The sequence below is a fragment of the Bradyrhizobium sp. CCBAU 53351 genome (assembly GCF_015291745.1).
GTDB lineage: Bacteria > Pseudomonadota > Alphaproteobacteria > Rhizobiales > Xanthobacteraceae > Bradyrhizobium.
This window is the reverse complement of record NZ_CP030060.1, coordinates 671,813-693,470: the sequence shown is the minus strand read 5'-3', so window position 1 is coordinate 693,470 and position 21,658 is coordinate 671,813. Positions and strand designations below refer to the sequence as shown.

Genomic DNA, 21,658 nt, shown 5'->3' with positions numbered 1-21,658 from the left:
ATTCGGACTCCGTAACGATGAATTAGGACACCGCGGTTAGGCGGAGATCGTCGGGTGCTTCCTCAGTCCCACCCGACACAGCTTAAATGCGTATATCGGAAAAGGGAGGTCCCGGCGGCAAACCGGGGCTTTTTCGTTTGGCTCAAGGCGGTAAACACAAAAAGGCAAAAACGCCGCCCGCTTGAAAAACCGATGCGAGCGGCGTTTAGCCAGCCAAGGGAAGGTGATGCAAAATCCCAGCGAGCACTAGTATGCACAGACTGTAACACGATTTTGTGTCGGGGAAAGGGACACCCGCCAGACGAGTACCTGCTATCTCGCAGCAGGGTATTGTGTGTGAGCAGACTTGGTGGAGACGCACGCATTGCTAAGCGCTCATGTCACGGCATGCACAACGTCATATTCTGGCCGCCGCCAAAGCTCCCGCGTAAATACCCGCTCGATCACCTCGATTGCTCTCATCACTTCGGCCTTGCCGATATAAAGCGGGGTGATACCGAACCGCATGATGTCGGGCGCCCGAAAGTCGCCGATCACGCCATGGGCAATCAGGGCTTGCATCGCTGCGTAGCCCCTTTCAAATGCGAACGAAACCTGTGAGCCTCGCTCTTCATGCGAGCGCGGCGTCACCAGCCTGAGCTGCGGGCAGAGACGCTCGACTTCGCCAATCAGCAGATCGGCGAGCTCGAGCGAGCGAGCGCGGACTTCATGCATGTCGATGCGGTCCCAGATATCGAGCGAGGCTTCCAGCGCTGCCATAGCGAGCACGGGCGGAGTGCCGATCCTCATGCGCTCAATGCCAACTGCTGGTGCATAGCCGAGATCGAAGGCGAAGGGCTTGGCGTGGCCCATCCAGCCCGACAGAGCAGGCCGCGCGTGATCAGCATGGCGCGGCGCAATGTAGAGAAACGCCGGCGCCCCAGGGCCGCCGTTGAGATACTTGTAGGTGCATCCGGCCGCGAAGTCGGCGCCAACGCGTGCGAGATCGACGGGCAACGCGCCGGTAGAATGTGCGAGGTCCCAGACAGTGACGATGCCCAGTGCGTGGGCTCTTGCGGTGAGCTCGGCCATGTTATGACGCCGCCCCGTGCGATAGTCCACCTCCGTGATATAGAGCACCGCGATTTCCTCGGACAGCGATTCCTCTATCTCCTCAGGCCGAACGAGCCGCAATTGGTGCCCGCGTCCCAAGGTCGCGATCAAGCCTTCGGCCATATAAAGATCGGTCGGGAAATTGCCGGTATCCGACAACACGATTTTGCGATCACGATTCATCTCGAGCGCGGCGGAGAGCGCCTGATAGACCTTCAACGACAGCGTATCGCCAACGGTGACAGACCCAGTTTCAGCGCCAATAAGCCGTGCAATCCGATCACCCAGCTTGCGCGGCTGCACATACCAGCCGGCAGTATTCCAGGCGCGGATCAGCTCGACGCCCCACTGCTGCTGGATGACGCGGCCCATTCGATCAGCCGTGCTAAGCGGCAGCGGACCAAGCGAATTGCCATCCAGATATGTCACACCGTCCGGAATGTTGAACAGCGGCTTTGTCTGTTCGTAAACGCGCAATCTGTTTTCTGTAGTGCTCATAGGACCGTTCGGACGCGCCAGAGTTCCGGGAATAGTTCGACCTCCAGCATTCGCTTGAGATAGCTGACGCCGCCGGTGCCTCCCGTACCTCGTTTGAAGCCGATGATGCGCTCCACGGTGGTCACATGGTTAAAGCGCCAACGGCGGAAATAGTCCTCGAAGTCGACGAGCTTCTCAGCAAGCTCGTAGAGCAGCCAATGCGTTTCCGGCGCCTCATAGACACAGCGCCAGGCCTCGACCACTGCATCGTTGAGGCGATGCGTTTCACGGACATCACGTTCCAGTACGGAGCGCGGAATCGCAAGCCCCTTGCGGTTGCCGAGGCGCAGCACCTCGTCGTACAGGCTTGGGATTGTGAGCTCCCTCTCAAGAAGCCGTGTCGCCTCCGCATCATGCGCGTGCGGCTTCAGCATGGCTGGATTGCGATTGCCCAAAACATATTCGATGAGGCGGTACTGACGGGATTGGAAGCCGGACGACTGTCCGAGCTTCGCCCGGAAATGCGTATACTCGCTTGGCGTCATCGTGCGCAGCACGTCCCATGCGCTGTTCAACTGTTCGAAGATACGTGAGACGCGCGCCAGCATTTTCATTGCCGGCGCGACGGCGTCGCGTGCAATCGCGTCGCGGGCCGCACCCAATTCATGAATGGCAAGTCGCATCCAGAGCTCCGAGGCCTGATGCTGCACAATGAACAGCATCTCATCGTGCGCATCCGACAGCGGATGCTGCGCGCTGAGAATGGTCTCCAATCGCAGATAATCGCTATAGGACATCCGCGCAGCGAAATTCGTTTCTGCGCCTTCTGCTGTTGGATCGTAGTCATTGTTGGCCATCGCGGGCGTCCTTAGTCAGACCGATCAGACAAGGGGTGAGCTCTGACCAGGGATCTCTTAGTGGGACGACTGCGCCTGCAGGGGTTGCGATTTGGCTCGACGACGAGACGACTCGGAACCTCCCGCCTGATCCGGACATCCCCCATCAGCTCGGCTTGGCAACTTAAGCTGAGACGTTCACCGCCGCCCACCCGCGCTGCGAGCGTGCCAAATTGCGCATTCATCGTCGCTGTTCCATCATCTGCCGGTCGACGATTTATGCAGATCTTTCGAACTGCGGCTGCCAACGCAAGAGGTATGATTGCAAATATTGTACAAGCAGCGCCAGCATGGTTCCGACGATCATCATTATAAAGATCGCGACCATCATTTCGCTGGCATTGGCGCGTGCCTCTGCCTCAATGATGAGCTTGCCGAGGCCACGTTCAGCGCCGATAAACTCTCCGACGATCACGCCGACAAGTGCAAACGACACTGCAGGGAGCAGAGACGCGAACACCCAGGCCAGCGCAGACGGAATGACAACGGTACGCAAGATGGTCAGCTCGCTCGCGCCCAATAGGCGGGCGGCGGCAATTTGATCTCTGTCGACCGCCCGCGTGCCTTCGAACGTATTAAAGAACACGATGAAGAACACGACGAGTGCGGCGGTCACCACCTTCGACACATCGCCAAGGCCAAACATGAGAATGATCAGTGGCACGAGCGCGATGCGTGGGATCGAATTGAACGCCAGAATGAACGGTCCAAATATGCGCGCAAGAACGTCCGAGCGTCCGAGGAGGAGGCCAACGACGATGCCGGCGGCCGAGCCGAACAGAAATCCCCACCAAGTATTCTTCAGCGTGACAAGCGTCGCTATCCAAAGATTGTTATCGGCATTCCTGAAGCAGACCAGAAAATCCGATGGGTCGTTGAGGCAGCTAAGCCGCAAGAAGCTCTGCCAGATCAATGACGGCTTCGCCACGAAATACGGGTCGAGAATCTTGGGAACATAGGCTCTTGGCAGAACTGCTTTGCTCCATTCAAAGCCCCATTGCCAAATCACAAGCAGAAAAGCGAAAATTGCGATCTGCCAGAGCACGATCACCTGACGACGGGTAGCCATGATCAATCGGCCTTGGTACGGCGAAACTCTTCGCCAAGCGAATGCCAGATGTGAGAATACAGGCGGCCGAATTCGGCCGTTTCGCGCAACCCGACTGGATCTCGCGGACGAGGAAAGGGCACCTGGAAGTCATCCTTCAGCCGTCCGGGCCTTGCGGACAGGACGATGATGCGGCTGGCCAGTGTAAGCGCCTCGCCGAGGTCGTGAGTTACGAACAGCACAGTCTGCCGTTCGCGCTCCCAGATATCGAGCAATGTCTTGTGCATTTCCAGCTTGGTATGAGTATCAAGCGCGCCGAAAGGCTCATCCATCAGGAGAATTTCAGGTTCGAGGATGAGGGTGCGCATTAAGGCCACCCGCTGACGCATCCCGCCCGAAAGCATCCGAGGAAAGCTCTGGCCGAAGCCAGTCAACCCGGCCTTTCCAATCGCATCGGCAACCCGCGCGGAACGCTCCGTCTTCGTGATACCGGAGATTTCGAGCCCGTAGCCGATATTCTGCTCGACCGTTCGCCAAGGAAATAGTGTGTCGCGCTGAAACACGTAACCGACGTTGGAATTTACCTTGCCGGTATCAACTAAGTCGCCGTCGACGAGAATTCGGCCGCCTGAATGTGGCAAGAGCCCGGCCACCATGTTGAGGATCGTGCTCTTTCCGCAGCCGGAGGGGCCGAGCAAGGCAACGAATTCGCCTTGGCGAACCTCGAATGATACATTGTCGACGGCAGCAAAATCGCCTCGACCGGCGCTGAAGCGCTTAACTAGTCCTTGCACAGCAATCCGAGTGCGACCAGCGTCCGCATTCGTCGTTTCTCGGGCAACGGCGAGGCTGGGGCCAGGCGCGGACATCACTTGTATTTTGCCTTCGCTACATTGAGAAAGCTCATATCGACAACGTCCTCGTATGCAGTCTCCGGAATTTCTGTACCCTTGCGGGACCAAATTCTGCTGCCCCGATCATAGGCGGCTTTGTCGATGTTTCCGTCATATGCCCAAGTCAATTTGTCAAAGCCAAGCTCTGCGCTAACGGCGGTGGGATCGATTCCAGAAAACCACTTGGGCGCAACCAGTGCCTGGACTTCGGCGAGCGGCGTCGTTTTGACCCACTTCATCGCCCGATAAATCGCGTTCACGAAGGCCTGTACCGTCGGCTTGTCCTGCTCGATCGTGTCCGCCAGCGTGTAGACGACCAGCACCGGAACCGTGCCCCCGAAATCTTTCTCAAACATCCCCGGTTGGGAGGTATCGTAGATCAGAGTGCCAAAGCCCTTTTTCTTGATTTCGATGATCCAACTTGGCGGTGCCATGATGGCATCAAACTGCTTGGTTTCGAGAGACGGAAACATGATCTCCTGCCCGCCGCCAGCGACCCAATTCACTTTTCCGCCAAGCCCTCGTGCTTCAAACAGATAAGTGCCATAGACCCAACTGCCCGATCCGATGGCCGTGGCCGCGATGATCGGCTTGGCCCCGTCTGGGCGCTTGTAGGCCGCTAGCTTCTCGAGCGACGTGATGCCGCTTTCATAGAGGTCTTGCCGCACAACAACATTGGCGTACGAGCACGCCATTTCAGTTGCGAGCAGAATTTTGCATGCCTTGCCGCGCGCCGTGAGTTGAAGGGGGTGACTGGCGTCACCGTGGGCGAACATCGCTTGGTCCGAAGCGAGCATCTGGCGACCGAAACTGCCCGAGTTGCCTGTAATCAGTTTCGAATTGAGTCCTTCATCCCTGAAATAGTTCTTGAGCTCGGCGATCATGCCGATGGCATAGATTGGCGTTGTGGGGCCGAAGGCGAGGGTGACCGGCTTGCCTTGAGCGCGCGACTGGCTCGGCAGCAACGAGGTGCCCGCAAATGCGGAGCCCGAAACAAGGACTCGGCGCCGTGTGATGGTCATGCATTACTCCCCTGCTGCTTGTTGCGAACCAGGCGCTTAAGATCCGTCATACGGCCGACGAGGCGATTGTCCCCGCTTTTTCTAACGCAGCGATTTCGTTTGTCGAAAACCCGATATCGCCGAGGATGTCGTGTGTATGTTCGCCGACCTGAGGCGGGTCATTGCCATTTGCGAGGCGGCGGCCGTCGAGCGATATCGGCAGCAAGGGGGTTTTGGTGTTACGGCCATCGGGCAAGCGGATCTCGGTCAAACCACCCGATTTATTGAGGTGGGGATCGCTGAACAAATCACCCGGTTTGTTCACGGGCGCATAGGGCAGCTCAAGTTCTTCCAGCTTCGCGGCAAGTTCGGCCTTGTTCCAGCCGCCAAATATCTTGGCGACTTCCGGGATCAGCCAGTCGCGATGATCAACTCGACCTTGAGCCGTGATGAAACGCGGATCGCTCAGCCAGGCAGCCCGATCAAACGCGAGGCAGAACGCCTGCCATTGCTCCTCCCCAACGACAGTGACGAAAAGCTTTGATCCGTCCTTTGTATCGAACAGGTCATAGATCGGCCAAGGACTGTCCTTCACCGAGTACGGAATTGAAGGGCGTCCGGTGACGACCTCGCACATCATCGCCTGTGCCATTAGAAAGACGTTGTTCTCGAAGAGGGCGCTTTGGATGTAACGACCGCGGCCGGTGCGCTGTCGTTCGGCGAGCGCGGCTTGGATCGCGATCACCCCAAACATGCCACCCATGACGTCATTCACTGAGGCGCCCGCGCGCATTGGCTGGCCCGGCAGGCCGGTCATGTAGGCGAGCCCGCCCATCATCTGAACGACTTCATCGAGCGCAAGACGGTTCTCGTAGGGTCCGGGGAGATATCCCTTGAGTGAGCAATAAATCAGCCGCGGCGCGAATGCGGCCACTGAATTGTAGTCGAGACCGACCCTCTTCATCAAACCCGGTCGGAAGTTTTCGATCAAAACATCGCTGCGCTCAGTGAGCCGGCGCGCCACCTGTTTGCCTCCCGGGCTCGACGTGTCGAGCGCGATGCTGCGTTTGTTCCTGCTGTATGTCGCAAAAAAACCCGCGGCAGGCCCCTTGAAATAGCGAGTGCGATCGCCCTTGAGCGGCTCGACTTTGACCACATCGGCGCCCAGGTCGGCGAGGATGAGCCCACAGGTAGGGCCCATGACCATCTGACTGAATTCAACGACGCGCACGCCTTCGAGGGGGCGGGGAATTGTCGGCCCTGATGTGGGATTGCCGCCCATCATGCCACCCTCCGCAACACCCTTGGAATTCCAGCCTCGTGCAGATGACCTGTCAGGTGCTTCTGCTCAACGTGCCGGGCGAGAATTTCGCGTGTCGCCATCAACCGATCCAGATCGATCCCAGTGGAGAGGCCCATCCGTTCGAGCATGAACACGAGATCCTCAGTCACAATATTGCCCCGTGCGCCCGGTGCGAAGGGACAGCCGCCAAGCCCCGAAACAGCAGCATCGAAGCGCCGGACATCCGCTTCGAGCCCCGCGACGACGTTGGCAAGACCGGCGCCAAGCGTGTCATGCAGATGTAGCCTGAGCATCATTTTTGGGCCGGTCTCGTTGCGAACCGCGCGTACGATCCGCTTAACCTGCGTTGGGGTGCCGTAGCCGACGGTATCTGCTAGTCCGATCTCGTCCGCACCCGCCTCGGCGAAACCCTGCACAAGGCGACACACCGCGGCCTCACTGACGTCGCCTTCCATTGAGCAGCCAAAAGCTGTCGCTACAGCGCCCACAAGATGCGGCCGCTCAGGAGCTTTTTGCGCGTTGATCCTCGCACGAACTACACGGAATGCTTCGAGCTGTTCCTCAATCGTGCGGCGCACATTCGCCCGGTTGTGCGTTTCGCTCGCCGAGATCACGAAATACATGCTGTTGACTCCGGCCGCGAGCGCGCGCTCAGCACCTTTAACGTTCGGTACGACCGCGCCGATGGTCGTAGACTTATGGGTCAACGCGTGCGCAACAACTGCTCCAACGTCGCCGAATTGCGGCACGACCGTAGCCGGTACAAATGAGCCCGCATCGACCTCGCTCACCCCCGCGGCGACGATCGCACTGATCAGCTCGCATTTTGCGCCTGTTGGCACAATGACATCCAAGTTTTGAAGGCCATCGCGCGGTGCAACTTCGCAGATGTGCACATCCGGTGAATTGTCCATTGGCGCCCTATTGTATATTCTTGCATTAAAGAACAATATGTGACATCATCTGTCAATGAAGATTCCGAACCGCTTCGGGGGCCCCGGAACGAGGCTCTGCCGGTGGGCGGCCAGGACATGATCCGCTCGCATTCCGCGGAATTCTATTTTCGGGTGAGGTTTGCATGGATTATCCTGTTGGCTGAACTGCCTGGCGCTGCCTGTTCGCGCGCCGCGCGGCGATATTCATCGGGCGTCCGCTTCAGGGGTGCATCCCGACGGAATCCTTTCGCCCTGCGGTTCTGGCGTAAGCCAAATAGCGTTCTTGGTGAAACGGAAGCGCCGCACCAAGAATGCCTTTCGTCCACGAAGCCACGCCCGTGCCCGATTGAAGAGGCGCGCCAACTCCAGCCCTCATTGCATAGAGCCAATGAGCCGCACAAACGATCGTTCAGTAAGGAGAAGCTATGTTTCAAGCCCTGCCTGATCTGCCGGCCGACGCCGTGTTGGCGTTAGCCGAGGCATGCCGCAACGATCCTCGGCGGGACAAGATCGACCTGAGTGTGGGGGTCTATCGAAACGATAACGGCGTTACGCCCGTCCTGTCCGCGGTGAAGGCCGCCGAACATCTCTTGGTCGAGGGACAGGACACCAAATCATACGTAAGCCCACTCGGTGACACAAAGTTCGTCAGCCTTATCCGCGAGCTCGCGATCGGAAACATCGAGGTGGATCGACTAGGTGGCGTTCAGACACCTGGCGGCGGCGGTGCGGTCCGGTTAGCTTGCGAGGTCATAAAGCTGGCGGCACCCTTTAGCCGGATATTTGTGGGCCTGCCGACATGGGGCAACCACATTCCAATCTTTGAGGCCGTGGGATTGGAAATAGGTACGTACACCTATTACGACGTCATTTCTCAAACGCTTCGCTTCGACGAAATGCTCTCATCGCTCAAGAGCGCAAGGAGAGGGGATATCGTGCTGCTTCACGCGACTTGCCACAATCCATCGGGCACGGATCTTAGCCTTGATCAATGGCGGGCGATCGCGCAACTTGTGGAGGAGAGAGGCCTCATTCCTCTCATCGACTTTGCCTATCAGGGATTCGGTGATGGTTTAGAGCAGGATAGAGAAGGACTAGAAATAGTGCTGTCCAGCGTGAGCGAAGCGTTCGTCGCTTATTCTTGTAGCAAAAACTTCGGACTGTATCGGGAGCGGACCGGAGCGCTCTTCGTCTATGGCACGAACCCGGTCTCAGTAGGGCGGACTGTTCAAGCCATGGCTGCCCTAGCGAGAGTTAACTGGTCCATGCCGCCCGACCATGGTGCTGCGGTCGTCGGCACTATCCTGTCGAACACCGCCCTTCGTCAGGATTGGCTTCGCGAGCTCACGACGATGCGGGAAAGAATTTTAAAAATTCGTGCGGCCGTCGGACGGGGTATGCCCGAATTTTCTCAGCTCGGGGCGCAAAAGGGAATGTTCTCCACCTTACCCTTGCATTCTGCCACGATCGACCGTCTCCGCAAGGATGATGCGATCTATATCGTTGGAAACGGCAGGATCAATCTGGCCGGCCTTACAACTGACGACGTGCCACGCTTTGTCGACAGTGTCCGGCGAGCAGTTTAAGCTGTCGAAATGCAACTCGGAAACGGATCCGCCTGTGGCACCTATCTGAAGACGTACACCTTAAGCGGGCGTCGAATATGACGCATCATCAGAGCCGATGCATCAGCATACCGGCGGGCCTCCAGGACGTCGAGCAGCCTCAGGTGTTCCTTCACGTGCCGGCGCATGCCGTCGCGATCAGCGAAGCTTCGGTATGCAAACAAGCGACGAATCGAATTTACGCGCTTAAGTGACTCGACGAAGAAGGGATTCTTGGCACCGCGCGCGATCTCCTCATGGAAATCACATCCCCATTGAAACACTTCACCTATCGTGAATTTTTCCAGCTCGCCATCAAAAATGCGCAGCTGGCGCTCGCGAAGTCGCTCGATGACCTCTGGCGCCAGAGCGTAACCAGGTTGAGCAATTGCTGCTGGTTCGATCACCGCGCGGAACGCCATAACTTGTGTCTGCGCTTCGGGACTTGATACAGTTTCAGCAAAACGCCACCCGTAGCCCGGTGAGCGCGCGATCCACCCTTCCGCTGCGATCCGATCCAGCAGTCGTTGTAATTCGGTGCGTGTTAGATCGTAACGGCGCAGCAATTCGGCTTCCGTGACATCGGCGGGAAGGCGCTTTGCGACCACGTCCGTTGCAATCGTCGCGTAGGCCTCTTCCGCGCGGCTTACCGCCGCCAGTGTGGATTGTGCGGCTACGCTCGTAGGGTCTCTTGTCAAGACAAAGCCGCGGTGCAATTCACCGCGCGCGAACCCCGCCTCTTCTAGAGCCTTTAAGCCTAGGCGAATTGGCGCGCGCGACAGGCCAAGCGCATCGGCAAGCTTTTGCTCGATGAGGCGATCGCCGGTCTTCATCCCATCGCGACGGACAACGGACAAAATGAGCCCAGCCAAGTGCTCGGCACGACCGAGCGGGCTCTTTTTCTTGGGCCGTCGTGAGATGGGCGACAACGGCCGAGCATCTCGATTCAAAGGTCTTTCTTTCCCGTTTGCCAGCATGTGGATGTAACTCGTGGCCAAGAGCGAAGTCAACTTGGAGCTATTGTACTAAGGATGCGAACATTGCCGCTGTGGCAAGGCTCCAAGTCCGCCGCCTTCCAACTTAAGGAGGCGCAACGCGAAGTTTGGCGAAGCCAGTTGCGGCTTTCGGATGGACGCGTCTGATTTCGCGCTCAATCTCGTCGAGGCGCACTTCGATCCGGCGTACTCCTGGTTCGCGTCCTCCTTTCTACGTAGATGCATCGACAAACTCGGTAACAATCTTATGCGCGAGATGCTGGCATAGCCCTCCTAATCTTGAACGCCTCAAGCCCATCGAGGTAGATTGCGCGACCGTCAACACAAGCCTTCGTCCATGGATCGAGATGAAGCGTCGGCAGATAGAACAGCCGGCGTTCCAGTTCGATGTCCTCTGATGCGGTACTTCCGGCTGCGCTCATGGCACCCCTCAACGTAACCTAATTTTTTGCGAGCAGCGTCAGCTATTTCCCGGAAGGGTATTGCTGCGGCAAGATCGCCAAGAAAGTGCCAGATCCCGAGCTGTCGTTCCAGGAAAGCGGACTTGAGGATGTCAACCATCTGGTTCGGCTGCACCCGTCCTCGGAGCTTGGGTTGCGTCTATGGACTTCTGGCCTGGGCTGCCATTCTTAATGCCGCCCGACCCGCGGGCGCGTCTCACCGCGCCCCAAATACAACCCTCCGCGGACGCACACGCCTGAAGGGGCGGTCGGCTCGGCGAGCCACGGTGAGGAGCAGCCGAATAGTCGCCACTGGTCTGCTGATCTTTCACCGGGAAAATACGGGACCGACGGCATTCATCTCCTGCTGAAATGGCCAAGATTCTGGAGAGGGTAAGATCAAACCGGAAATCAAACGGAATATTTACGCTTCGCCGAAGTGGTCCGGTAACGCATAGAAACTATACTGCCGCTTGTCCGAGTGGCAGGTTGGAATGAACGAGATCGCAGTAACATTAGCTTCCGTCGACGCCTGCGTGAACGGGCGACGGACGCGATCGATCAGATTCCCCCCGGACATCGAACGGCAATTTGAAGCCGACATGCACGACAAGCGGTGTAAGCGCTTGACGATCGGACTGCTCGTTTCGGCTCCCCTCTATAACCTTTTTCTGCTCGGAGATTGGCTGCTGGTCCCGGACGTCGTGCGGCTGGCCATGTGGGTACATTTCTCAATAGTGACTCCGTGGATGCTATTGGTCGCCTGGCTCGTATCGCGCAAACCGAGGCCCTTCGTACGGGAGCTCCTAGCAGCCAGTGTTCCGCTACTCATCATCTTGCAGATCGACCTCGGTTTTGCCCTGACGGCGAGCGAGAGCGCTGCGCACTACCAGTACGTGGTGATTCCAACTTTGCTCTACACCAATGTCTCACTGCACAGACTCGAATTCCGCTTCGCTCGTGTCGTGACTGCCGCGATCCTGTTGCTTCACACCGCGTTCGTCATATCCGCAAGCTACATCTCCGCCCCGATAGCGGTGACCATCATCGTTCAGCTCCTCATCTGCGGTTACATCACTCTGATCGCAAACTATACAATGGAGCGCGATCTCCGTAGAGCCTACCTCTATTCGCTGAGAGATCGGCTCAGGCACGCCGATGCGGACGCCGCTTCACGCCGCGATCCATTGACGGGGTTAGCAAACCGGCTGCATCTTGATGATGAACTGTCGCGAGTTTGGTCTCGCCCCGAGTGCCGAGCATCGCCCGTTTCAGCTGTCATGATCGATATCGACCATTTCAAGCACTTGAACGATCGCTACGGACATGCTGCAGGCGACCTCTGCCTGAAACGAGTCGCCGCCATACTTCAGGCAGAGATACGAAGGACGGGTGACCTCGTCGCCCGATATGGAGGCGAAGAATTCCTGATAATCCTGCCGGATATGGCGATGATGGATGCCGTGCGGCTGGCCGAACGCATTCGCCGATCGATCGAAATTGCTGCGATCCCCAATGAAGGCCGGAGCCTCTTAGGCATCGTCACCGCCAGTTTTGGCGTCGCAGCTTGTTCGCCGTCGGATTTGTCTCCTCTGGAATTAATTGCTGCGGCCGATCACGCCCTGTATGCCGCCAAAGGCAAAGGACGTAATCAGGTCTGGCCTCCACTTGTGGCCGACGCCACCGTTCGCTCGTTGACTGAACCATTGACGTTTATGGCGTCGTCCTCAGAAGCAGCACGAGGGGTTTGATTTTCCTGCTTGGGCAAACCCGTGGGAAGCTGCGTAAGCCAGGGACATACGCTAAGCTCTCGATTGCTTCCGTGCCTCCCCCGATCCGGGCTGGGGTAGCCGATCTCGCGTCGAGTCTGATCCACTTGAGCAGTCATATTCAGATTCCAGGATCTGAAAAAGCGATACTCGCTCGCTGCACGGCAGAGACTTGGCTACGGCTCTGCTTTGCCAAATGAACCTGCGTATAACTGTTCAATCCTCTCGACTTCCTCTTGGGTCAGCGCCGCGAACTCATTGGCTCGTGCGCGGTTTGATAGCTTACCTTGATTTTGCCGAAGAAAGCCGAAGAGGTTATTCAGCGTCCTCTCGGGCATATCGACTAAACGCTCGACGCCGGCGCAGAACGTGTCGAACCCTTGAAGAACTCTGGCTTCATTCGGAAGATCTTTCTCAGTTCAGCTCTCGACCGAGCAGCCACTCATACAGGAACCAGATGCGACGCCTGTAAAGACCGGTCAGCTTCTGTTTGACCAGCTCGACGATTTCGCCTTCGGCCACAGCAAGAAAAAGCCGCTTCAGGACGGCAAGATCCACGCCCTCGTATTTCAGCGCAATGTTAGATGCGCCTCAAGGGAAGCTTCTGGGGCGTGCCGAGGTGTGTAAAGGCGCCAGCCATCCTGCTCTAGGATACGATGCTTGGTCCCGATCGCCGAGAGCGTCCGTGGAATTGGAGCGGAGAGGTGATAAGCGTCGATGAGGGCGGCATAGCCGGCCGGAGCACCGGCTTCGGGCAAACGCCGGTCATGAAAAATCGTCCCTGCTCCTGAAAACTGTGCGCTCAACGACATATTCCCGAAAGTTCAGCGGCATTAGAGGAGGCGGACGTCGCCGATCTTACGAGATGAGATTCTTCAAGGCCGGATAGCTCGCGCCGAACACGAAACCGTCCACGCTGCGGGAATCGAAGGCGAGCAACCAGAGACCTTGGGCTTCATTGCCTGAGAACCTGAGAATTTCAAAGGTGCAAAAGCTGCGCCGTTTGGCCCGGGATTTCAACCTCTTGGATTGATGCGGCACCTCCGGGCACCTTAGGCAGGCCCATCGCTGGTGAGATCCGTCTTTCAAAGGTCGAGCACAATCGAGCTAGCGGACCGGAACGGCAATGGGCGGCGCAATCCGCGCTCGAGCCTCATTGTAGACCTCAATGATGCCTGGCATGGCTACGGTTACAGCAACGCCGAACGGAACTTGCTCGTCTATCTTGCTGCCTCTGTCAGGCTCGCGTTGAATGATCAGCTCGATTTCAGAATCGACTGTCAGAGCCGGCGCCTTGTCGCCCAGCCAGCGCCGAGAGAAAACGGTCCCCTTGCTTGCCTGATTGACATCAGGCTGCGTCTTGGATGGCTGCACGCGGAACTGATCGATCTCATCTGAACTCGCCAAAAGCGAAAGCTTCACTGAGCGATACGATTGTCGACCGGGATGCACGGGCGTGAACCATGCAAGCGTTGCGGTCACCGAGTGGGGGAGAGATTGGCCGCTCATGCAAGCCGGTAACGGAACAACAACCGAACGTCTTGTCTCCTGCGCCAGCGTTCCGACGGCCCAAAACGTCGCCCTGTCGGAAGCGCAATAAATTGCATCGTCCGGACTAACAACGCCGTAGCCTAAGAAGCGCCGGATATTATCCTTCTGCCTGACGAATTGCTTTGCATCAGCTGGACCTAGCACGCTCTTGATGAGCTCGGCGCTATCTTGCGGCCACGAGGCTGTATGCACTAACAGCGCCTTGAGAAGCGCGGCGCGCTGATGGTGGGGCAGGGACAGAAAGTCCTGCCCGTACGTGTCTTCCAAAGCGTCATGAATTCTGTGAGCCGTCCTGGAGGCCAGAGCTGCCGCAGCACTTGTGCCGGAAGTGTAATGCTCCCAATTGCTGCTGCCCTCGCGCGGCGGAGCTGCAACCTTGAGCCCATGCGGTCGAGCAGGTCCACTTGGCCTTACAGCAAGCGCCGTTCCACTGGCCACCATGGTTAAATGCTCACGAGAGCCAGGCATCAAAATATCCGGTTTGACGCCGTTTGCAAATCCTGGACCCAATCCGCTGGATGGATTGGTGATGATCATCGGATGATACGGATCGACCCTGCCTCTAGCGCTACGGCGATCGGCTGCGCTAACGGCGTCGATATTGGCGGAGCCTACCGTGATCCCGTTCACTGTTTCCGACGGTGAAAGCAGCCGGCGAGAAGTGATCAATCGCGACAGCGCGGACAACGTATGTCTGGCCCGATCGGGCTGGTCCGTCGCTTCATAAGCAGCCATGGTGGGGATGGATGCTATCTCGAATGAGCCGGCGTGATTGCCGGCACTCACGCAGAACAGAATTCCATATCGATGGGCCAATCTGTCGACCAACCTCGCCCAGGGCGACAGCCGCCCATGAAATGGCTTTCGGACATTGCCGAGCGAAAGATTGACGATCACAACTGACGGAGCGCTCGGATCGTCGTTGCGCCGCATCGAGACCACAGCTTGATAAACCAGGTCGACAATCAGCCGGTCCTCAGGAAATTGATCAGCAGCCCCCAAGAGCGGTATGCAATGGATGCGGCGCGCCAGCGGCGGCTCATTGGTGTTTCGGTCGCCATGCACGATCAGAGAAGCCATAGCTGTGCCGTGAGCCCTTTCAGCCACGACGGCTGCGCCCTCTAAATCGAATTGATCGTCGACATTCATTCGATCACGAAGCAGAGGGTGCTGGGAAACGGGCACGCCATCCAATAAGGCCAAAATTGGTTGGCCTTCAGAAGGAAGCGGTCCCAGTCCGCCTTGGAGCTGACTGGCGTCTTCGACTTGCACCGGCGCAACAATACTCTGTGGCCGAATGTGCATGACCGGGTCCATGCCGCTCAACCCGGTCGCGGAGCGCTCGGTAATTTGCCGGATCGCGGCAACTGGCAGGTTAGCCAAAAGGGCATGATAGGCGATGTCCGGGATCCGGCACTGCGTCACAAGAGTGCCACCGACCGCCCTAATCTCGCTGATGACTCCTTGTTGGTTCGAAGCCGCCATGTCCTCCGACGATCGAAACACAAGCTCGATCTCAACGGGGAGAATTTCCTCATCTCCCATGAGCTCGATCTCGTGCGCAAGGATCTCTCGATCACCATCTTGAACACGATCTCCCGGCCCCCATACTCTGATGTCACGGAGCGTCGCAAAGACATCCCGCCAGGGTGCGAACCCCTCCCCAATTGCTTGCCCGGATACCCATCTCTTCCAGAGCGACAGGATGTTCTGCAAAGCCGTGACATCTGGCACAAGAAGATAGGCCTCAGGCGACTTGTCCTTCTCATCGCCCTCCAGCTCCTCTTCATCGATGAGCTCCAGACCAGGCACTCTTCGGATCGCATTCGCAAAATTCGCAACTGCCCCCCGAACCTCAAAAACCAGCAGCCGCTCTGGCGCCAGCGCGGACGGGTCTGATCGCAAAGTTAAGCCGCTTGGGTCTCGACCCAAGACTTGTTCGAGGCGACGGAAGCGGGGGCCAAATGCTGCATTCTGTGCAGCAGCCGTGAATTTAGCCGGCCTGGGGATCGGTTGCGGCCTGCCTTTTGGTCTTGCCGCCTGATTGCCTGGCGTCAGTCGCAGCAGAGGCTTCGTTGGATCGGCCGCCATGCAGGTTCTCTGGCTTTACTCTCGATGACCAAAATTCGAGTTCAGTCTTGACCGCAGAATCGATCGAGATCTCACCAAGACCAAGAATTTGTCGCCGTCGAACGTTCTGACAGAAATCAAGCACTTCAGCATAGGAGGTTGCGTCAATCTTTTGCGCGAGTTCAAAAGCCGACAGCGAAGGGCGCTCGGGCCAGCCCATATAAATTCGTTCTATGAAATGTGCGATTTCCGCAACTTGCGGAGCGGGAAATGCAATCTTTATCTGAAAACGTCTCCATACGGCTCGATCAAGCAATTCAGCATGATTCGTAGCCGCTATTGTTACCACGTAACTGGGAAGTTTATCGATCTGCATCAAGAGAAACGAAACAACGCGCTTGATTTCGCCCGTTTCGTGATCATCTCCACGCTCTTTTCCAATCGCATCGAACTCGTCGAAAAACAAAACGCAAGGTTGGGTTCGCGCATAGTCGAATAGCGCGCGAAGACGCGCGTTTGTTTCGCCTAGATAGCTTCCTACGAGCGCGTCGTACCGCACCACGAAAAACGGCAGAGAAAGGCCCTCTGCAATCGCTTCTGCAAAGGAAGTTTTGCCGTTGCCTGGAGGACCAGACAGGAGAACCCGATGCCGCGGCTCATATCCGCTTGCCCGCAGCACGTCTGCCCGCACATGCTCCTCGATCAGCTGCATCCCTTCGGCGCGCGCAGGCAAGGGTAAAACCAGCTCATCGAGAGATATGCGTGGCGTAACTTCTAAAATCGTGTCGCGCCCAGCAGCTTGCGGAGACCGCTGAGAGGCAACCAGACTTGGCGGCGTCACAGCTATCGTCTGCAGCGCTCGCTCAAGCCGATCGGCCAGCGCGTGATGACTCTTTGCGCGCTCATCAGCCACAATCGCTTCGACCGCCGAGCGCATCATTGGCCGATCGCCGGTCACACCGGCGCGCACGAGAGATATGAGTAAGTCGCTCTTGGCCATGACAGACAGCCTATTACAGGATTGCGCGCCCACGCTGCTAGAAATGGTCCCAGCTTGTGAACAACTCGCCGATAACCAAGGTTCCTTGCCGGGGTCGCTCGGCGAGCCTATCCGGCGGGGATTAACATATTGAAAAGCTGCAACAAATAAGACTTCTCGTCCGCCGTCATGACTGGTCGAGTCTGTTCTGCCTGCTCAAGCATTCCCCGTCATCCTGTTGACTGCCTGCCTCTGACAAAACTAGCCAGCCTTCATAGCTAGCGCCGACCGAAAGTCCGGCAGAGCCTTCGAGCACTCGCCTCGCGCGCTTTGGCGCTTTATGCCCATCCGAGAGGGGTCGTCAGGGGATTGTTCACTTTTTGTTCAATGCCGTCAAGTCGCAGTCCAATACCGGCGTTCGACCTGTTCCGGAGCGAGAATCGTGAGCAAATGGATCAAGCCCACCGGGGGCGCCGATGCTCGTATCCGTGCATAGTCGAGCTGCTGCAAGCAATGGATGACCCTAATCCCTAAAAGGCGTTGGAATCGCATGCGCTGAACTTTCTCGCGTCGATGCAAATATTCACGGCCGCCGAGCAAAGTAGCCCCCTATCGAAAGTCATGGTCCCGATTGACCTAAGCCGCAACACTTCCGCTCGCGGAGATCAGCAAATCCGCTGGAATATGGAAACGTTCGCGCAGACGCTTCACCATCGTCATGCTCAATTCGCGCTTGCCGGACATGACCTCACTGACGCGACTAGCAGTGCCCAGAAGCGGCACAAGATCAGCGCGCGTCAAACCATGTTGTTCCACCAGATAGGTTAGCAAATCGGGCAACGGCGGCGCTTTGCGCGGCCAGCGTGCGCGTTCATAAGCCTCGATAAGGCGAGCCTGAGCTACCATACGCGCTCGATCGGCAGCCTCGTTAGATTGCATCAGCTTGCCGACAAGCGCCTTGGCCGCCTCATGATCGGCCTGGTTCTGGATAATTATCAATGTTGCCTTCATCACACCGTCTCCGCGTCCACCTTGTCACAGTCTTCATGACTGCCGAAAAAGCGGATCATCAACACGCCATCACGATATTGAACCATGGCGATCAGGCGGTAGTCATTGGCCTTGATGTTGAACACCACGCGTCCGCCTTTCAGGATGCTTGCCTTGGGATGCGATCGCTTCACCTGTTGCGGCGTCCGCCAGTCCGAAGCCTCAGCAATTGCCAGCCATGCCCTGTATTGAGCGCGCGCTGCATCGATGCCCCGATGACCAGAGCGTTCGGCAAAATAGCGCTCACCAAGGTCCGTGCCGACCACCAGCATGAAGGGATACTACCGTCGATTTCCCAAAAATGGAAGAGGGGAATTTCCATTTTTGGGAAACGCATGCCGCCCGCCGACAGTAAGATAGTCTTGCCACTCGGGGCTAATTCACGATCCGATCGGCTCGCACTTTCGCGGCGAAGCCGAAGCCCGCCGCGAACGCTTCTAGGCACGCCCCGCGGTTGATAAATCAAAATCGCATTTCGAACTCAGAATGACGCGGTCAATTGCGACTGGACAATTTTGTGCGTTAGAAGCAAAAGAATCGTCTCGCCGCAGATGCTCTCAAGACTTCCGCTAGGGAAGATTGGGCGGCTGACCAATTCGCTCCAGATCGGCGAGACACTTGTCCAGGTTGCTTTTGGCGTCCTGCAGGAACCTGCTCGTTTCGGCAAGCCGCCTGAGATCAGGCTTGACCGGTCCCTCGCTCACAGCGCTCAGCTGGTGGCAAACAGTTGCAAGATCACCCGAGATGTCTTCGAGGACGAAGGCGAGGTTTTCCAGCGGCACGAGCTCCGAAAAGAAAGACTTCAAGGCGCTTTCGTCCTGGCCAGAGGGACCTTCGAATCTGACTTCGACCAGTGGCACCAACACCTCGCGGTTGTCGCGCCCGACCCTTCCCATGCTCATGATGAGCGAGCTGAACGTCGTCGAAACAAAGGTCAACCGATCGAGCAGGGTGTTTCCATACAATACTAGCGATTCCGATTCGCCTTGCGCCTGCTCCGTTGTCGAAGCCCCGAGATCCTCATTCGACATGCTCGGAGTCCTCTCCTGCGCTCAAGTGCAGCATACCCGAAGGGAACGAGACGGGCTTTGGACTGTTCACCGCCTCAATCGATGTGGAGGCGCCGTGACCTTCGGCTTTCTTCACCTGCACGACCGTCACCGACGAGCCATGATACGAGCTCTTCGTTCGCGCCTTCATATAGCCGGGAGCTGTCGGTGCCGGCGGATGAAGCAGGTAGTCCTCCATCACCTGACGGACGCCAAGCGGGTCACGCATCACTAGTCCCGCCGCATGCAACGTAGGATGCATCGGGCTCGGCAAATCAAACAGGCTGCGAAGAACGACATTTTCTTCAGCCGTGAGGGCAGGGTGGGTTCTGAGACCCATTTTCCTGCGCATAAGCTGCGCCAATTGGCCAGCGCCCCTTGCTGTGGGCCCTTCGTGCCTTTCAAGCGCCATAAGGCCATCGCGCGTCAGCGCGAAATGAGCAAACTTTCCAGCCGCCGTTCGTTCCACAAAACGCGCATTGGTCATCAGGCGAAGAATGCGGCTGAGATTGGCATCCTTCAGATCCAGTTTCTTAGCAATGACCGTCTTCTCCAGCTGACGCGACGGTGCATCCCGCAACAACCGAAGTATCTCGACGACATGCTGACGGTGCATGACCTCGCTTGGACGAGCAACCTTGGCGGTGTTGATCGACATCTGCAGAAGATCGTAAAACGCTCTGAAGCGCTCGGCATAGGCGGCATTCTTCGGCGCGAGCGAGGCGCTCACCCGACGCAGAATATCAAACCATTCCCGCAGCTCCGGATCGCGGCGCCGGCTCTCCAGAGAATTCCAGAGCCAAGCCCCAAGTGTTGCGTAAATACGCTCCAGGCTGCTTTCGGATCCCTCTTTAAGGAATTCCGAAATGACGCTCCGCGCCTCAGTCGCGGTGGCCTCGCCGCTCTCTATCTTTTCCAATGCTACGTCCGACATGGCCATACCCTACGTCACAACCCTTAAGATCATTTTACAACGCTTTACTCTGATTTTAGTCTCTGAATCTAGGGTGTCACCGGCCCCATTTGTAGGCAGTCCAAACGGTCTTTTGACCGAGTTCCCGGGCGGAAACAGCGTTCGGCTCTTTGAGGAGGGGTAATATAGTACCAAGCCGGCCATCCCCGTAGCGGTTGTGGGTGGGATGTTGCACGACAAAACTTCGCGTGCCGAACTTCACTTCCACCTGGCTCGCAGTCGTCTGGTGGCCCTGCATGGTGCGGTCGTTCCCCATCGAGGGGACCAGCATCACATCGACATCCAGGTCCCTGAAGGGCGTGTCGCAGACGTCACAGAAGTCGAGGCAAATTGCGACGCCAATCAGGGCGCCTTCAGTCGCAAGCACGCACATCCGCTCGCCAGCAGTTATGTTTTCGATCCCCCAGTCGTCATCGGCGTAAGGGGCGATCTTGTCGTAGACGAGCCGCTCCTCGCCATAACCGTCATAAATCCGGGCCCGATTCACAATCTCCTTGCCTGCCACCTCGTGCCACGTTCCCGGAATGACGATCTCCGGAGGCTCCAGCGGGTCGGCCACATCTCGCTCGCGGATGAACTTGACGATCTTTTCTCGCAGTCCTGGTGGTACCGTGAGCTCGGGCCAGACGATTGCGATGCAGTTCTCCTGCAACGCGTTCGCCATCTGAAGCAAGACCGCGTTCCCCGCCGCCGGCGCATCGACGCCGCTGACGATGAAACGCTTGTCCCCGTCTACCGTTGCGAACTCCGCCTCAAGCTTGAGCGCCTCGAAAAGGCAGGCGCCCATTTTCCAATTCGTGGGGTCTTGAGCGGCACTATGCAAGGTACGGCTATCGACCACCTCGACGGCATAGCCGTCAATGAAGGTGGGCAGGATCCGATGAAATAGCAGGCCTCGCTTTGAATAGGCTTGGCTCCGCCGGGCAGGGCGGCCGGCGCTCACGCCCTGTCGCGGAATGAACCAGCATCCGAGCGCCTCCAGGCGCCACTCGCCCGATGCAATCGGCCATTGCGACCGCCGCTCGAGCAGCACGCGGTCGATGGCCCGGATGAGACCTCCAAGCGACACAGCAACCTGCTCGGGGGTCTCCTCGGAAACGGACCAAAGGAGGCGGCCTTCTCCGACGCTGTCACCGAAACTCCGGGCAGATTCTTCAAGACGCCGCTCCGAAAGATTGCGGTAAGCCTTGTACACGCTCGGCGGCGCCTTGCGGAACAACTTGTCGAGCTCGATCAGAGCCTTCCTCAGTTCGTCCCTTCTGGCATGCGTCATCGAGGCCTGTGATTGAGCAAGCTCACCAGCTGCCTTCTTCCACTTGCCGAACTCCGTTGTCTTCAGGCGGCTGTCCGCAGGCCCAGGCAAACGACTCGTCCAAACGACTTCGCCAATATGTGCCATTGATAGGCGTACGGTTCGCTATTTGCAATCGGCCCGACTGTGACTTACGCGCGTCTCATCATCTAGCTGCGGGCGCAGTTGCTCTGAATGTCAGAACGCGCAGAAACTCTGCATCGAATTATACGATGGCAACG

The 21,658-nt window shown here is 57.7% G+C and carries 17 protein-coding genes and 1 pseudogene; 2 read left to right on the top strand and 16 right to left on the bottom strand.

Annotated features, from left to right (window positions below):
• Positions 1-375: 375 nt before the first annotated feature.
• From kynU to XH83_RS38200, 7 genes are all read right to left on the bottom strand, one after another.
• On the bottom strand, positions 376-1,590 hold the full coding sequence (gene kynU / locus XH83_RS38230; RefSeq protein WP_128929957.1) for a kynureninase: 1,215 nt from the start codon (positions 1,588-1,590) through the stop codon (positions 376-378).
• Positions 1,587-2,426: a tryptophan 2,3-dioxygenase gene (gene kynA / locus XH83_RS38225; protein WP_128929958.1), complete on the bottom strand. Its 840-nt coding sequence runs from the start codon at positions 2,424-2,426 to the stop codon at positions 1,587-1,589. Before kynA ends, kynU begins: the two co-directional genes overlap by 4 nt.
• A gap of 256 nt (positions 2,427-2,682) precedes the next feature.
• Positions 2,683-3,534 carry an ABC transporter permease gene (locus XH83_RS38220; protein ID WP_128929959.1) on the bottom strand — a complete coding sequence of 284 codons (852 nt, stop codon included), beginning with the start codon at positions 3,532-3,534 and terminating at the stop codon, positions 2,683-2,685.
• A gap of 2 nt (positions 3,535-3,536) precedes the next feature.
• The gene (locus XH83_RS38215; RefSeq protein ID WP_164933581.1) at positions 3,537-4,382 is read right to left on the bottom strand and encodes an ABC transporter ATP-binding protein; all 846 of its coding nucleotides are present in this window, start codon (positions 4,380-4,382) and stop codon (positions 3,537-3,539) included.
• Positions 4,382-5,428 carry an ABC transporter substrate-binding protein gene (locus XH83_RS38210; protein ID WP_128929961.1) on the bottom strand — a complete coding sequence of 349 codons (1,047 nt, stop codon included), beginning with the start codon at positions 5,426-5,428 and terminating at the stop codon, positions 4,382-4,384. Before XH83_RS38210 ends, XH83_RS38215 begins: the two co-directional genes overlap by 1 nt.
• Before the next feature lie 46 nt (positions 5,429-5,474).
• Entirely contained in the window at positions 5,475-6,689 is a 1,215-nt protein-coding gene (locus XH83_RS38205; protein WP_128955189.1) for a CaiB/BaiF CoA-transferase family protein, read from the bottom strand.
• Positions 6,689-7,624: a hydroxymethylglutaryl-CoA lyase gene (locus tag XH83_RS38200; RefSeq protein ID WP_128929962.1), complete on the bottom strand. Its 936-nt coding sequence runs from the start codon at positions 7,622-7,624 to the stop codon at positions 6,689-6,691. The genes XH83_RS38205 and XH83_RS38200 overlap by 1 nt, the downstream gene beginning before the upstream one ends.
• Positions 7,625-8,070: 446 nt before the next feature.
• Between XH83_RS38200 and XH83_RS38195 the strand changes: the two genes are divergently transcribed.
• Positions 8,071-9,231, top strand: a complete 1,161-nt coding sequence (locus tag XH83_RS38195; protein ID WP_128929963.1) for an amino acid aminotransferase — start codon at positions 8,071-8,073, stop codon at positions 9,229-9,231.
• Between the two features lie 41 nt (positions 9,232-9,272).
• On the opposite strand, the gene XH83_RS38190 is transcribed toward XH83_RS38195, so the two are convergent.
• On the bottom strand, positions 9,273-10,082 hold the full coding sequence (locus tag XH83_RS38190; RefSeq protein ID WP_232995542.1) for a GntR family transcriptional regulator: 810 nt from the start codon (positions 10,080-10,082) through the stop codon (positions 9,273-9,275).
• 1,096 nt (positions 10,083-11,178) lie between these two features.
• On the opposite strand from XH83_RS38190, the gene XH83_RS38185 reads away from it, so the two are divergent.
• Positions 11,179-12,435: a diguanylate cyclase gene (locus tag XH83_RS38185; RefSeq protein ID WP_128929965.1), complete on the top strand. Its 1,257-nt coding sequence runs from the start codon at positions 11,179-11,181 to the stop codon at positions 12,433-12,435.
• A gap of 435 nt (positions 12,436-12,870) precedes the next feature.
• Here XH83_RS38185 and XH83_RS38180 read toward each other — a convergent pair.
• The 8 genes and pseudogenes from XH83_RS38180 to XH83_RS38145 form a co-directional block, all read right to left on the bottom strand.
• Positions 12,871-13,265, bottom strand: a pseudogene (locus XH83_RS38180) (cell filamentation protein Fic); the annotation flags it as partial.
• A gap of 295 nt (positions 13,266-13,560) precedes the next feature.
• Entirely contained in the window at positions 13,561-16,095 is a 2,535-nt protein-coding gene (locus XH83_RS38175) for a S8 family serine peptidase (protein WP_128929966.1), read from the bottom strand.
• On the bottom strand, positions 15,998-17,074 hold the full coding sequence (locus XH83_RS38170) for an AAA family ATPase (protein WP_128929967.1): 1,077 nt from the start codon (positions 17,072-17,074) through the stop codon (positions 15,998-16,000). Before XH83_RS38170 ends, XH83_RS38175 begins: the two co-directional genes overlap by 98 nt.
• A 615-nt stretch (positions 17,075-17,689) precedes the next feature.
• Complete coding sequence (locus XH83_RS38165; RefSeq protein ID WP_074274398.1) at positions 17,690-18,064, bottom strand: type II toxin-antitoxin system HigA family antitoxin; 375 nt, start codon at positions 18,062-18,064, stop codon at positions 17,690-17,692.
• On the bottom strand, positions 18,064-18,375 hold the full coding sequence (locus XH83_RS38160; protein WP_128929968.1) for a type II toxin-antitoxin system HigB family toxin: 312 nt from the start codon (positions 18,373-18,375) through the stop codon (positions 18,064-18,066). Before XH83_RS38160 ends, XH83_RS38165 begins: the two co-directional genes overlap by 1 nt.
• A gap of 297 nt (positions 18,376-18,672) precedes the next feature.
• On the bottom strand, positions 18,673-19,134 hold the full coding sequence (locus XH83_RS38155; RefSeq protein WP_128929969.1) for a hypothetical protein: 462 nt from the start codon (positions 19,132-19,134) through the stop codon (positions 18,673-18,675).
• A complete protein-coding gene (locus XH83_RS38150) occupies positions 19,124-20,086 on the bottom strand; it encodes a helix-turn-helix domain-containing protein (RefSeq protein ID WP_128955131.1) in 963 nt (320 codons plus the stop codon). Before XH83_RS38150 ends, XH83_RS38155 begins: the two co-directional genes overlap by 11 nt.
• Positions 20,087-20,162: 76 nt before the next feature.
• Positions 20,163-21,488, bottom strand: coding sequence for a hypothetical protein (locus XH83_RS38145; protein ID WP_128929971.1), 1,326 nt, complete (start codon positions 21,486-21,488; stop codon positions 20,163-20,165).
• Between the last annotated feature and the right edge of the window lie 170 nt (positions 21,489-21,658).